Genomic DNA, 16124 nt, shown 5'->3' with positions numbered 1-16124 from the left:
TTTTTTTGATATGCAACAAAAAATGTTGGATATCGGTCATTTTTAAGTTGGTTGTCAGTCATGACCTTGTTTGCCAACATGTGGCTGTAGGCAACTCGGAGTGGGAATTGCGACCGTGAGAGCAGCCGGGTCACGCAACATATTGCGCGAACGTCGGATTCTGCCCGTTCTGGAAGCGCATCGGACTCGGCAATTGGCCGAGGCGCTTGGCGTCTCGACTGAGAGCGTCCGCGCGATCTGACCGAACTCGGTCAGATGGGCCGTCCAGACCGCACATATTTCGGGGCGGTCAGCACCGCGAACCGAGGGCCCCCTGAACCGGCGCCGCTCTCCGCGCTCGCCAAGGGGGAAGCCCTCGCGTCGCCCGGCTGATTGTCGAGGTTGAGGGCCGTCCGAGGACGTTTCAGCAAACCAAGAATCCGCTCCATCAATTTGCACCGAAAGAACAAGGAAGATCGATGACAGCAGAACGCTCCTACCATCAGCCCATAGCCAGCGCCCGCCGCATTCTTAAGGAAGGCACGTTCAATGCACGGGATGCCGGAGGTTATCCGGTCATGGATGGCAAATGGCTGCTCGAGAAGCGCATCTACCGATCGGACGCGTTGAATGCCCTCAGTCCGGCCGATGTTGAGGAGTTTGCGCGCCTCGGCGTGCGTACAGTCATTGATTTGAGGGACGCGCGCGAAGCCGACGGAGCGCCTGACCTGATCGATCGAAATGCGGTGCGCTACGAACGCATTCCTATTTTCGAGGATCGTCTCTTCGAGAGGGACTTCGGGAAGTTTCCCAGCCTCGCCGCACTATACCGGTTGATCATGGACGAGCACACTCATCAACTGGTGCGCGTCATGGAAATCCTGGCCGAGGCGAGCGAGGAGCCAGTGCTGGTGCATTGTACCGCCGGCAAGGATCGCACGGGGCTGGTGATCGCACTTTTGCACGCAACGGTCGGCCTCACGCCGGAAAGGATACTTGAAGATTATGGTGCCAGCGAAAAAATCCTTGGCGGCAAGTTCGAGCAGCGTTTGCGCGACCTCTATCGCCAGATAGCGGTCCCTCCCGAAATCCTGGGCGACGCGCCTCGCCACGCGCCACCGTCCTATCTGGCGAGCACGCTCGAAGACATGCGCTCCAAGGGCGGCTCCGTTCGAGAGTTTCTGGCAAACAAAGGCTTCGGGGCAGCCAAGCAGGACCACCTTGTCCGGAACTTGACACAGGTCACTGCGCAGTCCGCAGCAGTCGGATAGACGGGAGACGAAAGGAGAAGAAGGCAGATGACGCCGCGCGGGCACGCCGGGACCGCAATCAACACCGAGAGCTAGAATCACGGATAGGAGTGACAGGCATCGAACTGGACACCGATCATGCTGTCGTTCGTTGCTGCACTATGACCTGCCAGCAGCCGCAGCCTTTTGGCCAACGCAGACGTTCGTCATTACGGCGAAGGGCCGCGCCGTTCTTCGGATCTATTTGCCTAATGCGAAGCGGCAGATGACAGTCTGTTCCGAACGCTATCGACGCCCTTCACCGAGACGGCTATTCACAGAGCTACACATGCTGTGATCGTGGGTTCATCGAGACGCCGAATAACTCGCTCAGCTACATCTACCAGCTCGGCTACGGGGTGTGCCGGCCCCGCTCGTCTAAGCACCTTCGGTGACCGACTTTGCCTTTCGCCGGATGAGGCCTGGCCTTTGCCAACAGATTACGTCGAAGGCATAATTCTTCGATCTTCGCCAGCATTCTCTCCACAATTGCTTCGGCCGACTCGACCCGAATCCCAGCACGCTTGAGACGGGCGATCTCTCTGCGATGCCGCCCGACCTGAAGGCGCATGCGGTCTATCTCCTGACGAATCGATTCAAGAGTCGGCGTTACGGTACTCATCTGCTCAGGCGCCCGAGATTGAAGAGGAACTAGAATGCCGGCTGCTTCCGTAGATGTCCTCGGGAGCCGGATCGCTAGCCACCTCGGTGTGTCCGAGCTGGGCGTTCAGCTTGTGGATCAGCTCTTCAGCGGCGTCCGCGATTACGGTGCCGGGCGGGAAGATGGCTTCGGCGCCGGCGGCGTAGAGAGCCTCGTAATCCTGCGGCGGCACCACACCGCCGACGATGATCATGATGTCGTCGCGGCCCTGCTTCTTCAGCGCCGCTTTCAGTTCGGGTACGGCGGTGAGGTGGGCCGCCGCAAGCGAGGAGACACCGAGGATGTGGACGTCGTTCTCGACCGCCTGCCGCGCCGCTTCGTCGGCGGTGGCAAACAGCGGTCCGATGTCGACGTCGAAACCGATATCGGCAAAGGCCGATGCGATCACCTTCTGGCCGCGGTCATGGCCGTCCTGGCCGATTTTTGCGACGAGGATGCGGGGCCGGCGGCCCTCGGCCTCCTCGAACGCGTCGATCAGCGCCTGAATCTTCTCGACCTGGCTGCCCATAGTGGACGCCTCCCGCTTGTAGACGCCGGTGATGGACTTGATCTCGGCGCGGTGGCGGCCGAACACCTTTTCCATCGCCTCGGAGATTTCGCCGACCGTGGCTTTCGCCCGCGCCGCGTCGATCGCGAGCGCCAGCAGATTGCCGTTGCCTTCGCCGGCCGAGCGCGTCAGCGCGGCGAGCGCCGCATCGACGTCCGCCTGGTTGCGCTCGCTCTTCAGCCGCGTCAGCTTGTCGATCTGGAGCCGCCGGACATTGGTGTTGTCGACCTTCAAAATCTCGATCGGCACTTCGTCCGTCGGCTTGTACTTGTTGACGCCGATCACCGCCTGCCGGCCGGCATCGATGCGGGCCTGCGTCTTGGCGGAGGCTTCTTCGATACGCAGCTTTGGCACGCCGGCCTCGATGGCTTTTGCCATGCCGCCGAGCTCCTCGACCTCCTGGATGTGGCCCCAGGCTTTTGCCGCGAGGTCGCGGGTCAGGCGCTCGACATAATAGGAGCCGCCCCAGGGATCGATGATCCGCGTGGTGCCGCTTTCCTGTTGCAGGAAGAGCTGGGTGTTGCGGGCGATGCGGGCGGAGAAGTCGGTCGGCAGCGCCAAGGCTTCGTCGAGCGCATTGGTGTGCAGCGACTGGGTATGGCCTTGCGTCGCGGCCATCGCCTCCACCGTCGTGCGCATCACGTTGTTGAAGACGTCTTGCGCGGTCAGCGACCAGCCAGAAGTCTGGCAATGCGTGCGCAGCGAGAGCGAGCGGGGATCTTTCGGATTGAACGGCTTTAGCAGCTTCGCCCAGAGCAGGCGCGCGGCGCGCATCTTGGCGACTTCCATGAAAAAGTTCATGCCGATCGCCCAGAAGAACGACAGCCGCGGCGCGAAGCGGTCGACGTCGAGGCCGGCGGCAAGACCGGCGCGCAGATATTCGACGCCGTCAGCGAGCGTATAGGCGAGCTCGAGATCCTGCGTCGCGCCGGCCTCCTGCATGTGATAACCGGAGATCGAGATCGAATTGAACTTCGGTATCCTCGTGGAGGTAAAGGCGAAGATGTCGGAGATGATCCGCATCGAGGGTGCAGGCGGATAGATGTAGGTGTTGCGCACCATGAACTCTTTCAGAATGTCGTTCTGAATGGTGCCCGAGAGCTTTTCCGGCGGCACGCCCTGTTCTTCCGCCGCCACCACGAACAGTGCGAGGATCGGCAGCACAGCTCCGTTCATGGTCATGGACACGCTCATCTGGTCGAGCGGAATGCCCGCAAACAGCGTGCGCATGTCGTAGATGGAATCGATCGCGACACCGGCCATGCCGACGTCGCCGGCCACGCGCGGATGATCGCTGTCATAGCCGCGATGGGTGGCGAGGTCGAAGGCGACCGACAGGCCCTTCTGTCCCGCGGCGAGGTTGCGGCGGTAGAAGGCGTTGGAATCCTCCGCCGTGGAGAAGCCGGCATATTGGCGGATAGTCCAGGGCTGGTTGACATACATGGTCGGGTAGGGGCCGCGCAGATAGGGTGCGATGCCCGGCCAGGTCTCGAGGAAATCGAGGCCTGCGAGGTCGGCTTCGCGATAAACGCCTTTCACCGGAATGCCTTCCGGCGTCAGCCATGGTTCGGCTCGGTCAGCGGAAGCGGCGGATAAGGATCTCTCGAACGAAAGATTTGCGAAGTTCGGGATGGCCGTCATGGGTAACTGCTGCCTGCTTACGAAGGATCGCTTGCCATTAGAGAGTGATCTGCCGGTTGTTGGATCCAGGCATAAGCTGCCTTCAGAATCGCCAATGCGTCGCACCCGACATGAATGAAGCTGCCAATGCCCGCCGTCCTAAACGCGGTCTCGGATTCAGGGAGGCGTCCTGCCAGATAAATATGCCTGGCGCCGGCTTCCTTGAGTGCTCGCGCGGAGGCTTCGGCGTCCTCCGCGTAGACCTTATCGCTGGAACACAGGCAGGCGAGTTCGGCATCAGAGGATCTGAATTCGGCAGCGAGCTCAGCTGGGGCTGCAACGCCCACGCTGTCGACAGCCTCAATTCCACCGGCCTCGAAGAAGCTCTTTGCAAAGGTCGCACGCGCAGTGAAATCGGCGGGCGTGCCGAGATTGGCGAGGAAGACTCTTGGCCTCGCACCTTGTAGCTTCAATGCTGTATCCGACTCGTCGCGCAGCGCTTCGAACGGCTCCGCGAGACGGATCGGCGTGAGCGCCTCAAACGTGTATTTCTGTTCGCCGACAGACGGAAGGACCACCGGCTTTGCATCCAGGACCTTCGTCTCGACTTCCTGCAGATTTGGGAACTCGCTCACGCCAGTCAGCACGTCGCGGCGTTTTGCAATGTTGCCCTCACGGGCTTTACGGGTGTTTGCGACTTTGTCCTGAATAAGTCCCTGCTGGAGGGCGGCGAACGCGCCGCCGGCCTTTTCGGTCTCCTGGAACAGCGCCCAGGCTGCTTCGCACAGCTCCGATGTCAGCGCCTCGATGCCGCCGGCCCCCGCGGCCGGATCGGACACCTTGGCGAGGTTGCTCTCCTCGAGCAGCAGGAGCTGCGTGTTGCGCGCGACGCGTCGGGCGAACGGATCGGGCAGCCCGAGCGCGAGCGTATGCGGCAACACGGTGATGGCGTTGGCGCCGGCGAGGCCCGCAGCGAAGGTTGCCATGGTCGCGCGCAGCATGTTCACATAGGGATCGCGCTGGGTCAGCATCCGCCAGGCTGTGTCGGCAGCGATGAACAGCGGTTTTGGTGCCAAGCCGCAGGCCTGCTCGATGCGTGCCCAGAGCAGCCGCAGCGCGCGGAATTTGGCCATGGTCAAGAACTGGTCGGCATCGGCAGCAAGCCGCGCATAGACCAAGCCCTGCGCCTGTTCCAGCGGGATGCCGGCGCCTTCGATCGCGCGTAAGTAAGCGATGCCACAGGCGAGCACGAAGGCCAGCTCCTGCACCTCCGAACCGCCGGCGTCGTGGATCACGCGACCGTCGGCGGAGGCAAACGGGCCTTTGAAGCCAAGGCCAGCCAGCCCCTTGATGCCGCTGGTCACGGCGGAAATGATCTCTTCCCAGGCGTACGGGCTATAGCCCCAGGTCGCGCAGGCGGCGAGCGGGTCGAGGCCAAAGCGGACGTCGCAGGCAGCGGGGTCGATGGCCCTTGCCTTGAGATATTCGGCAATATGGATTGCTGCCATCCGCGACTGCGGGCCGACCTGTAATTCAAGGCTGATGCCGGCATCGAGGTGAACGTCCTGCAAGACCCTGCCGACGGCTTCCGCGGTCGGTTCCAAGCCACGGCCGTGGCTGCCACTGCCGCCGGCAAACACGAGCGCGAGTCCTGTAGCGCCATTCTCCAGATCTGTGAGTGCCTGGGCATTTGCGGCCGCAGCATCCGGATGATCGATCCGCTGCAAGATCTGCCATGGCGCGGCGGGAGTTCGTCCCTGAATCGGCGCAACATTCTTCACGCGCCCGTAAACCGGTTCGATCCTTAGCCCGTCGTATGTCCTGCCGATGAGTTTCTCAAATGGCGCTCCCTTTAGCACTTCGTCAACCAGCCTGCGCCAATCCTCACGCGAAGCAGGGGCAAAGGCGGATGCGAATTCTAGCCTTTCGTCTTCCATTCGACGTGTCCTAGTCACAAATGGGCTGAGCTGCCCCGAATTCCGGCGTTACGAGTGGACCGGAATATCCTGCAGGGAAACGTTGCATGGTATCTCGGTTGCTTTCCGTGCTCAGGCAAACTCCAGGATCAACGCGTCCACCGCCAGCGTCGCGCCGGCGCAGGCGTGGATCTTCTTCACCGTGCCGTCGCGCTCGGCGCGCAGCACGTTCTGCATCTTCATGGCTTCGACGACCGCCAACGTTTCGCCGGCCTTGACCTCCTGGCCTTCGGTTACCGCGATAGAGACCACGAGACCGGGCATCGGGCACAGCAGCTTCTTGCCGGTGTCGGACGCCGTAGTGACCGGCATCAGGCGCGCGGACGTCGCTTCCGTTTCGGTCCAGACATAGACCGGCACCTCGACACCCTGATGGGCCAGCCGGATGCCGTTCGGAATCGGACGCGCCTGCACCGCGATGAACTGACCGTCGACCGTGCCCTGCCAGACCGGGTCGCCGGGCTTCCACGGCGAGTCCAGCAGATGCGGCTTGCCGGCCTTGCCCTCGGCATCGACGAAGCGGATTGCGATTGTCTCGCTCTCACGGGCGACCTCGAGCTGGATCTCCTCGCGATCGAGCCACACTGCGCGGCGCCGCTCGCGCTGCACGACGCGGCCGCCCATCTGGCCGGAAATCTGCCGCTTGCGCTCCCCTAACACGTGATCGATGGCGGCCCCGACGGCGGCGATCCGCCGTGCGACCTCGCCTTCGGCCGCACGCGGCGCAAAGCCCTTGGGGAACTCTTCCGCGATGAAGCCGGTCGAGAGATTGCCCTCGCGCCAGCGCGGATGGTTCATCAGCGCCGACAGGAACGGAATGTTGTGCCTGATGCCGTCGACATAGAACGCATCGAGCGCGGTCGCCTGCGCTTCGATCGCTGCCGCCCGCGACGGCGCATGGGTGACGAGCTTTGCGATCATCGGATCGTAATGGATCGAGATCTCGCCGCCCTCCTGCACACCGGTGTCGTTGCGCACGGTAATGCCGTCCTTGCTCAACTCCGCTGGCGGGCGGTATTTCACTAGCCGCCCGATCGAGGGCAGGAAGTTGCGGAACGGATCTTCGGCGTAGAGGCGCGATTCCACGGCCCAGCCGGTCAGCGTGACGTCCTTCTGCGCGATCGCCAGCTTCTCGCCGGCCGCGACGCGGATCATCTGCTCGACGAGGTCGATGCCGGTGACCAGTTCGGTGACGGGGTGCTCGACCTGGAGACGGGTGTTCATCTCCAGGAAGTAGAAGCTCTTGTCCTGGCCTGCGACGAACTCGACCGTGCCGGCGGAGTCGTAGTTCACGGCTTTGGCGAGTGCGACCGCCTGCTCGCCCATCTTGCGGCGGGTGCTCTCGTCCAGCAGCGGCGACGGCGCTTCCTCGATGACCTTCTGGTTGCGGCGCTGGATCGAGCATTCGCGTTCGCCGAGATAGATCACGTTGCCGTGCTTGTCGCCGAGCACCTGGATCTCGATGTGGCGGGGATCGACGATGAATTTTTCGACGAAGACCCGGTCGTCGCCGAACGAGGCCTTGGCCTCGGCCTTGGCGAGATTAAAACCTTCGGCGACCTCGCTCTTGGAATGCGCGATACGCATGCCCTTGCCGCCGCCGCCAGCGGAGGCCTTGATCATCACGGGGTAGCCGATCTCGTCGGCGATCCGCACTGCGTGCTTGTCGTCCTCGATGACGCCGAGATAGCCCGGCACGGTCGAGACTTTTGTCTTGGCGGCGGCCTTCTTGGATTCGATCTTGTCGCCCATGGCGGCGATCGCATCCGGGTTGGGGCCAATGAACACGACGCCTGCGGCCTTCAAGGCGCGCGGGAAGGCTTCACGCTCGGAGAGAAAGCCGTAGCCGGGATGCACGGCCTCGGCACCGGTCTTGCGGCAGGCCTCGACGATCTTCTCGATCACCAGATAGCTCTCGGCGGCGGCCGGCGGCCCGATCAGGATCGCCTCGTCGGCCATCTCCACATGCAAGGCATCGCGGTCGGCCTCGGAATAGACCGCGACAGTCTCAATTCCCATCTGGCGGGCAGTCTTGATGACCCGGCAGGCGATTTCACCGCGATTGGCGATCAGAATTTTCTTGAACATGGTCACAGCGGCAAATTGTCGTGCTTCTTCGCGGGTATTTCCACTTTCTTGTCCTTCAGCATCGCCAGCGCGCGGGCGATGCGCTTGCGGGTTGAGTGCGGCATGATGACGTCGTCGATGTAGCCACGCTCGGCGGCAATGAACGGTGACAGGAAGCGGTCTTCGTATTCCTTGGTGCGGGCGGCGATCTTGTCGGGGTCGCCGATGTCACTGCGGAAGATGATCTCGACTGCGCCCTTGGCGCCCATGACCGCGATCTGCGCAGTCGGCCAGGCGTAGTTCATGTCGGCGCCGATCTCCTTGGACGCCATGACGTCGAAGGCGCCGCCATAGGCTTTTCGGGTGATGACGGTGACCAGCGGCACGGTGCACTGCGAGTAGGCGAACAGCAGTTTTGCGCCGTGCTTGATCAGGCCACCATACTCCTGGCTCGTACCCGGCAGGAAGCCCGGCACGTCGACGAAGGTGACGATCGGGATGTTGAAGGCGTCGCAGAAGCGGACGAAGCGCGCGGCTTTCCGCGAGGCGTCGCTGTCGAGCACGCCCGCCAGCACCATCGGCTGGTTGGCGACGAAGCCGACGGTGCGGCCGGCGATGCGGCCAAACCCGGTGACGATGTTCTTGGCAAAGGCCTCCTGGATCTCGAAGAAATCGCCCTCGTCCACGACCTTGAGGATCAGCTCCTTCATGTCGTAGGGCTTGTTCGGATTGTCGGGGATCAGCGTGTCCAAGGACATGTCGAGACGCTCGATGGAATCGAAGCTTGGCCATTCCGGCACGCCGTCGGTGTTGTTGGACGGCAGGAAGTCGATCAGGCGCCGCATCTGCAGGAGTGTCTCGACGTCGTTCTCGAAGGCGCCATCCGCGATCGAGGAGCGCGTGGCGTGCACCGAGGCGCCGCCGAGCTCCTCGGCTGTGACGACCTCGTTGGTGACGGTCTTCACGACGTCGGGGCCGGTGACAAACATGTAGCTGGTGTTCTTCACCATGAAGATGAAGTCGGTCATGGCGGGCGAATAGACGTCGCCGCCGGCGCAGGGGCCCATGATGACGGAGATCTGCGGAATCACACCCGAGGCAAGCACGTTGCGGCGGAACACATAGGAATAGCCGGCCAGCGCGGCGACGCCCTCCTGGATGCGTGCGCCGCCGGCGTCATAGAGGCCGATGATCGGCGCTCGCGCCTTCATCGCCATGTCCTGGAGCTTCGTGATCTTGAGCGCATGGGTCTCGGAGAGCGAGCCGCCGAACACCGTAAAGTCCTTGGCGAACACGAAGGTCTTGCGGCCGTTGATGGTGCCCCAGCCGGTGACGACGCCGTCGCCCGGCACCTTGGACTTCTCCATGCCGAACTCGGTCGAGCGGTGCTCGACGAACATGTCGAACTCCTCGAACGATCCCTTGTCGAGCAGGAGCTCGATGCGCTCGCGGGCGGTCAGCTTGCCGCGGGCATGCTGCGCCTCGATGCGCTTCTCCCCGCCGCCGAGCCTGGCACCGGCGCGTTGCGCTTCGAGTTTCTCGATTACAGAGATCATCGGTCGCGCCTCCGATTTTGGGCACGAACATCCGACGCCCACTTGTGCTTTGCAGGTGATGAAACAGACATCGCTATGCTCCTAACGCTTGCACCGCCTCGGGTGCCTCTTGGATTGCGGCATAGATCTCACCGAGGTCCTCTGCAGTCGCGCAATAGGGCGGCATGACGTAGATTGTGTTCCCGAGCGGACGAAGCAGCAGATTGCGATTTCTGAAGAACGCCTCAAGCTTTGGGCCAACACTCGCCAGATAGCCTGCGTCTCGCACTCTTAATTCAAGCGCTGTGATCGTCCCAGTCCGACGAACGTTCTCGAAGCGCTCGTCGGACCGGAGCGGTTTGATTTTGCACTCCTGCATCCAAGACACTGATGCGACGCGCTCGCTGCACTCATCAGTTTGCCAAAGATCAATATTCGCCTTGGCCGCGGCACACGCTATCGGATTTGCGGTATACGAGCTCGAGTGAAAAAACGTTCGTGCACGGTCCTTGGAATAGTGCGCCTCGAACAGCTCCGCGCTACACAGGGTGACCGCGAGCGGGAGCGATCCGCCAGTGAGGCCCTTCGAATAGCATGCGATGTCCGGCGACACTTCGGCCTGCGAACAGGCGAACAGCGTTCCCGTGCGGCCCCAACCGGTCATGACTTCATCGGCAATAAGCAGGCCGCCCCACGTTTCGCAGATCCGCTTCATCTCCCTCAGCACCCAGGCAGGGTACATCAGCATGCCGCCCGCGCCTAATACCAGAGGCTCGACGACCAGAGCCGCTGCATCGTGCTCGCGGCACGCTGCATCGAGCGCATCTAAAGTTGCCTGCTCTCGACCGGCGACCGGAAACGGGAGCGTCGTAACGTCGAAGAGTAGCGGCTCATACGCAGCATTGAACACGCCGCGCGCTCCGATGGACATTGTTCCGATCGTGTCGCCATGATACGAATGCTCCATCACAACGATGCGCGAGCGTCTCTCACCGACATTGCGCCAGTAGCCGAGCGCCATCTTCAGGGCCACTTCTACGCTGGTCGAGCCGCTATCGGAGAAGAAGACGTAGTCGAGCCCGGCAGGTGCGAGCTTCAACAACAGCGCAGCGACCTCTTCGGCCGGTTCGTGAGTATGGCCGGCAAAAATAATCTGGTTCAGGCTTTCTGCCTGACTCTGAATAGCGCGGACGATGTTTGGATGACAGTGGCCATGAGTTACCACCCACCAGGACGAGATAGCGTCGATAATGCGACGGCCATCCTCGGCATAGAGATAGGCGCCCTTCGCGCGTGCGACCTTCGTCATCTGCCGCTGCAGCGCGTGTTGCGTGAAGGGATGCCAGATATGCGAGCCGCTTTTGAGGATCATGGCTTGAAATCATCGAGATCAAACGAGCGGGCGAATGCAGCCTGCAGCGTCTGTCTTGTGAGCGGAGAGAGGTGAGGCAGTCGGCCTAGGCGGCGTGCCCGCCCGATATCACAGATGATGCCCTCGCTGTCGGGCTGCTCATCCCCAATAAATGCGACACCCAAGACGTCGATTCTTCGACGTCGCACGGCTTCAAGTGACAGAAGCGAATGATTAATGGTACCGAGCGTGGTGCGCGTGCAAAGGACTATCGGTAGGCCCCACCGGGCGATAACGTCGATATAGAGCGTGCTGCGATTTAGCGGCACCATCAATCCGCCGGCTCCCTCGATGACGAGCGGGCGTCCTCCGGTATCAGGGACGTGGAGTGCTTCCGGATCAATTTGAAGACCGTCGATTTCGGCGGCACGATGCGGCGAAGCCGGCGTACCCAAACTCCATCGTTCAGGAACGATGCGATCCTTGGAAAGTCCACCTAGTTGCATGACGATCCTCGAATCCGTTTCGGATTGGAGGCCCGACTGAACGGGTTTCCAATAGAGCGCCCCAATCGCATTGCTGACCGCCGCCGCGAATACGGTCTTTCCGACGTCGGTATCCGTTCCGGTGACCACGATCCGAGAGGTCATCGAACCCCTGTTCCCTTCTCCTCCGCCAATGCGTCAAGCAACGCACTAACTTCGGCTTCGCTTACGTTGAGCGTCAGAGACATCCGCAAGCGCGCGGTGCCAGCCGGCACAGTTGGTGGGCGTATCCCGCGGATATCGAAACCGCGAGACTGCAGTGCGGATGCCAAAGCCATCGCACGCGCGTTGTCACCAACGATATGCGGCACGATCTGAGAGCCCGAGGGACGCCAGCCCCGCGCTTCGATCTGTCGATTCGCAAAATCGACCAGATGGGCCAGGCGCTGCTGCCTGTCGGGCTCCTCCTGCAGAATTGATAGCGCTTCCCGTACCGCAACCGCCATCAAAGGCGAAGGCGCTGTCGCAAAAATGAATGGGCGGCAGCGGTTGATCATGAAGTCGCGCAGCACTCCGGTTGCTGTGACAAGCGCGCCCACGGCTCCCAACGCCTTGCCGCAGGTATGAACGACCACCAGATTTTGGCGCCCCTCATACGGAGCGGTCAGTCCCCTCCCCTGCTCGCCATAACCCCCCGTGGCATGAGCCTCGTCCACGATCAGGAACGCATCCAGTCGATCAGCGATGGCGCAGAGCTCGTGCAGCGGAGCGAAATCGCCGTCCATGCTGTAGAGACTTTCGACAGCGATCCAGACACGCCCCTTTCCTCCGAGCGATCGCCAACTCCGAATGGTGTCTTCCACCGACTGAGATTCGTTGTGGATGCTTTCGCGGAACTCGGCCCGGCCTGCCCGGACTCCTTCGCGGGTGCTCGCGTGCACGAGGGAATCAAGTACGACCAGATCTCCCCGCTGAGGCAGCGTCGTCAGAACGGCAAAATTGGCGACGTATCCGCCGCCGAAAAACAACGCCGCGTCTGCTCCGAAGAACCTTGCAGCTTCGTATTCGAGAATTTCATGCGCCGCACAATTTCCCCGCAGGAGTCGGGACCCACCAGCCCCGATCGGAGTGCCGGCCTCCAGCGCGGCGGCGATTGCCGTCCTCATGCGCGGCGCGCTCGCAAGGGCAAGATAATCATTTGATGAAAAATCGATGCCCGCGCGTGGATTGAGGCTGCGCAGCCGGTTGTCGTCCTTGAGCGCCCGCAGTTCACTAACGTAGCTGGCAACGTTGGGAGTGAGATTCATCTGTCAGTCGACCAACGCTTCGGTCAAACTGGGCAACAAGCGATTCTCTTCGTTGACTAGCACGACACGTGGCTTGAACACTCTCGCTTCGCCGTCCTCAAAGGAGGCGTACGCCACGATGATCACCTTGTCGCCGGGGATCGCAAGTCGCGCGGCCGCGCCGTTCAGACCTACAATGCTTGACCCTCTGGGTGCCTCTATCACGTACGTTGCAAAACGGGCGCCGGTGTCGATGTTGTAGATTTCAACACGTTCATTGATCAGAAACCCTGCGGCATCGATAAGCGTGCGATCAATTGATATCGAGCCCTGATAGTGCAGATCGGCTTCGGTCACCGAGGCACGATGAATTTTGCCTTTCATCAAAGTGATCTGCATCTGATACCTGGGTCTTGGGTGAACTTGCACGTTGACTGGGTTAGCTAACCCGGGAGGCGATGCCGAGCCGGCTGAGCAGGTTCGCATCGAGCTCCCGCTGCGGATTCTTCGTAGTCAGCAATACGTCACCGATGAAGATCGAGTTCGCACCCGCCAAGAAGCATAGCGCCTGCAGTTCATCGGTCATGTATTGACGACCGGCGGATAACCGCACCACCGCGCGAGGCATCAGGATGCGAGCGACTGCAATCAGTCTCACCACCTCGATCGGGTCGGGACGTTCTGCTATTTCCGCAACTGGAACTCCGTTGACCTCGTTCCACAAATTGATCGGCACACTCTCGGGCTGAACCGTGAGATTGGCCAAGAGCACGAGCATGCCAAGCCGATCTTCGATCCGTTCGCCCATCCCGATGATTCCGCCGGAACAGACTTTGATGCCCTGACGGCGTACATGCGCCAGCGTGTCAATGCGGTCCTGCAACGTGCGGGTAGTAATGATCTTGTCGTAGAACTCGGGCGAGGTGTCGACATTATGATTGTAGAAGTCCAGTCCGGCGGCGGAGAGCCGTTCTGCCTGTTCGGGAGTCAGCATGCCCAGCGTGGCGCATGTTTCCATGCCGAGCTTTTTCACCGCACTGACCATGTCGCAGACCCGATCGAAATCGCGCTCTTTCGGGCTCCGCCAGGCAGCCGCCATGCAGAAGCGGGTGGCGCCGGCTTCCTTGGCACGATTCGCGGCGGCGACGACATCGGCCTGATCCATCAGCCGCGTTGCCTTCAGACCGGTGCCATAGTGCGCGCTTTGCGAGCAGTATCCGCAATCTTCGGGACACCCGCCGGTCTTGATGCTGAGCAGGCTCGCGAGCTCGACTATGTTGGGATCGAAATTTCCGCGATGAATGCTTTGTGCTCGAAAGACCAGGTCTGCAAAGGGCAGCCCGTGTAGAGCTTCGGCTTCCGTGCGGGTCCAGTTGTGACGGACCTGCTGTTCCTGGCCGACACTGCCCCGAAGGGTCTCTTGAAGGCCGCTCATCGCACGTCGCTTACGAGGCTTGCGCCACGTGGACGTGGGCGAGCGGAGGCCATGGCATGAGAATTCGCAACCGGCCATCGGCCGAGCGTGGTCGCGGCGTCACCGTCGAGGAGCTGGTCCAAAAGGATCATGATATCGGCTGTGGCCTTTCGACCTCTCCGGATGGGTCGGGGCTGCAAACGAGAAACGCGGAACTGGCCTCATCTTTGCACCCCCGATTGATTTATGCCAATTTAGCTAATCCGCCCGGCCAAGGGGAGCGTTGAAAATGCTCATTCCTGCTGATTATTTTTCTGAAATTGCAAAGATTGCAAAGCAATGAAGTTGCGGAAGATCTTCGCGGGCGACCGACTGCGGCGGCTTCGGGAACAGCGTGGCACAACGCAAGCGGCGTTAGCCGACGCACTCGAAATCTCGGCAGCTTATCTTAGCCAGATCGAGGCGGATCAGAGACCGATTACGCGCAGGCTTCTGATGCGATTGGGGGAGTTATACCGCATAGACGTGAACTATTTCGCTGACGACGATGATTTGCGGCTCGCAAGTGAACTTCGAGAAAGCGCGAGCGACCCCTTGTTCGGTACTGCCGTTTCAGGAGAGGAGGCCACCGCCGCCCTCCGGGTCGCGCCTGATATCGCGCAGCGCTTCCTGCACCTCTACCGGGCCTATCTGGCGGTAGAGGAGGAACACCGCTCGCTGCAGACGGTCATCGTGCGAGATGACTCGGGAGCTGCGAGCCGCTTTCCATACGACGAGGTCCGAGACTGGGTGCAATCGAAGCGCAATCATTTCGATGTGCTCGACCGCGCGGCCGAACGACTTGCAGCCGTCAGAAGCTTTAGTCCCGAGAACCGCGGCGAAGACTTTGTCAGGTACCTACGCGATGCGTACCGGATCAAAATAGAGCATGCACCGGAAGCGCTCGATAGCGGAATGATCTGGCGACTCGATCGCAATTCCCGGACGCTATTCCTTTCCGAGGATGCGCCGACGGAGAGCCGCATGTTCTGGATCGCGCATGTAATCGGTCTCCTTGAGGAGGGGGAAACCATCGAGCGGCAGGTCAGGCAGGCTCGCCTTAGCAACGACGAAGCTGCCGCGCTGGCACGCGTCGCTCTCGCCAACTACTATGCTGGCGCAATTGTTATGCCCTACGAGCCTTTCCTTCACGCCGCGCGGGACGCGCGATACGATGTCGAACGCCTCCAGCGACGCTTTGGAGCGAGCTTCGAGCAAGTCTGCCATCGCTTGAGCACGTTACAACGTCGAACCTCGCCGGGTATTCCGTTCTATTTTCTGAAGATCGACATTGCCGGAAACGTACTGAAGCGCAGCAGCGCCACGCGCTTCCAATTCGCCCGTTTTGGAGGTCCCTGCCCGCTTTGGAACGTCCACCAATCGTTCTCTCAACCAGGCCGTATTCTGGTTCAGCTCGCAGCTACGCCTGATCTCACGACCTACCTGTGTATCGCGCGCACCGTTGGCCTTTCTGCCGGCTCGTACCTGAATCGACCTCGCGCGGTCGCAGTCGGACTAGGCTGCGAGATCGCTTACGCCAGTCAGACGGTATATTCAAAGGGTATCGATCTGGAAGACGTAGAGGCTGCGGATCCTATCGGCCCCGGCTGCCGCGCTTGCGAACGGACAGACTGTCGACACCGCGCGCTACCTCCTATCGGACGAGCTCTTGATGTTGGCACTGCAGAAAGGGGCGTCGTACCGTATCGAATTGAGACTAAGACGGACTGATTTTTCGGCGCGGTAGGGCTAGGCTTCTGGACTCGATCGTTCGGAGATATATCAAAACCAAATGCGCCGTCGACCGATACTGCCCACCGAAGTTAACTTGTCGTACAAGCTCGAGATCAAGCGAACGTTGCCCGAGTCGCAGTT

Annotated in this window: 11 protein-coding genes; 2 read left to right on the top strand and 9 right to left on the bottom strand. The window is 61.3% G+C overall.

Annotation, left to right across the window (positions count from 1 at the left end; all coding sequences use genetic code 11):
- The first annotated feature begins 458 nt into the window (after window positions 1–458).
- Entirely contained in the window at window positions 459–1250 is a 792-nt protein-coding gene (locus tag KUF59_RS08790; RefSeq protein ID WP_258769323.1) for a tyrosine-protein phosphatase, read from the top strand.
- Between the two features lie 644 nt (window positions 1251–1894).
- On the opposite strand, the gene scpA is transcribed toward KUF59_RS08790, so the two are convergent.
- The 9 genes from scpA to bioB all read right to left on the bottom strand — a co-directional run bounded on the left by scpA (window position 1895) and on the right by bioB (window position 14231).
- A complete protein-coding gene (scpA, locus tag KUF59_RS08785) occupies window positions 1895–4117 on the bottom strand; it encodes a methylmalonyl-CoA mutase (protein WP_258769322.1) in 2223 nt (740 codons plus the stop codon).
- Between the two features lie 17 nt (window positions 4118–4134).
- Complete coding sequence (locus KUF59_RS08780) at window positions 4135–6033, bottom strand: methylmalonyl-CoA mutase subunit beta (RefSeq protein WP_258769321.1); 1899 nt, start codon at window positions 6031–6033, stop codon at window positions 4135–4137.
- A 111-nt stretch (window positions 6034–6144) separates the two neighbouring features.
- On the bottom strand, window positions 6145–8160 hold the full coding sequence (locus KUF59_RS08775; RefSeq protein ID WP_258769320.1) for an acetyl-CoA carboxylase biotin carboxylase subunit: 2016 nt from the start codon (window positions 8158–8160) through the stop codon (window positions 6145–6147).
- Between the two features lie 2 nt (window positions 8161–8162).
- Window positions 8163–9695 (bottom strand): acyl-CoA carboxylase subunit beta, encoded by a 1533-nt coding sequence (locus tag KUF59_RS08770; protein ID WP_258769318.1) that lies wholly within the window; start codon window positions 9693–9695, stop codon window positions 8163–8165.
- A gap of 73 nt (window positions 9696–9768) precedes the next feature.
- Window positions 9769–11046 (bottom strand): adenosylmethionine--8-amino-7-oxononanoate transaminase, encoded by a 1278-nt coding sequence (locus tag KUF59_RS08765; RefSeq protein WP_258769316.1) that lies wholly within the window; start codon window positions 11044–11046, stop codon window positions 9769–9771.
- A complete protein-coding gene (gene bioD, locus KUF59_RS08760) occupies window positions 11043–11675 on the bottom strand; it encodes a dethiobiotin synthase (RefSeq protein WP_258769314.1) in 633 nt (210 codons plus the stop codon). The genes KUF59_RS08765 and bioD overlap by 4 nt, the downstream gene beginning before the upstream one ends.
- Window positions 11672–12817, bottom strand: a complete 1146-nt coding sequence (locus tag KUF59_RS08755; protein WP_258769313.1) for an 8-amino-7-oxononanoate synthase — start codon at window positions 12815–12817, stop codon at window positions 11672–11674. Before KUF59_RS08755 ends, bioD begins: the two co-directional genes overlap by 4 nt.
- A 3-nt stretch (window positions 12818–12820) precedes the next feature.
- Window positions 12821–13195, bottom strand: a complete 375-nt coding sequence (gene panD / locus KUF59_RS08750; RefSeq protein WP_258769311.1) for an aspartate 1-decarboxylase — start codon at window positions 13193–13195, stop codon at window positions 12821–12823.
- A gap of 40 nt (window positions 13196–13235) precedes the next feature.
- Window positions 13236–14231, bottom strand: coding sequence for a biotin synthase BioB (gene bioB / locus KUF59_RS08745; RefSeq protein WP_258769310.1), 996 nt, complete (start codon window positions 14229–14231; stop codon window positions 13236–13238).
- 318 nt (window positions 14232–14549) lie between these two features.
- Here bioB and KUF59_RS08740 point away from each other — a divergent pair, with 318 nt between their 5' ends.
- Entirely contained in the window at window positions 14550–15980 is a 1431-nt protein-coding gene (locus tag KUF59_RS08740) for a helix-turn-helix domain-containing protein (RefSeq protein ID WP_258769309.1), read from the top strand.
- Window positions 15981–16124 lie beyond the last annotated feature (144 nt).

Source organism: Bradyrhizobium arachidis, assembly GCF_024758505.1.
In the GTDB taxonomy this organism is placed as follows: Bacteria; Pseudomonadota; Alphaproteobacteria; order Rhizobiales; family Xanthobacteraceae; genus Bradyrhizobium; species Bradyrhizobium manausense_C.
Note: the sequence above shows the minus strand (reverse complement) of the source record. Positions and strands in the feature narration are given on the sequence as shown.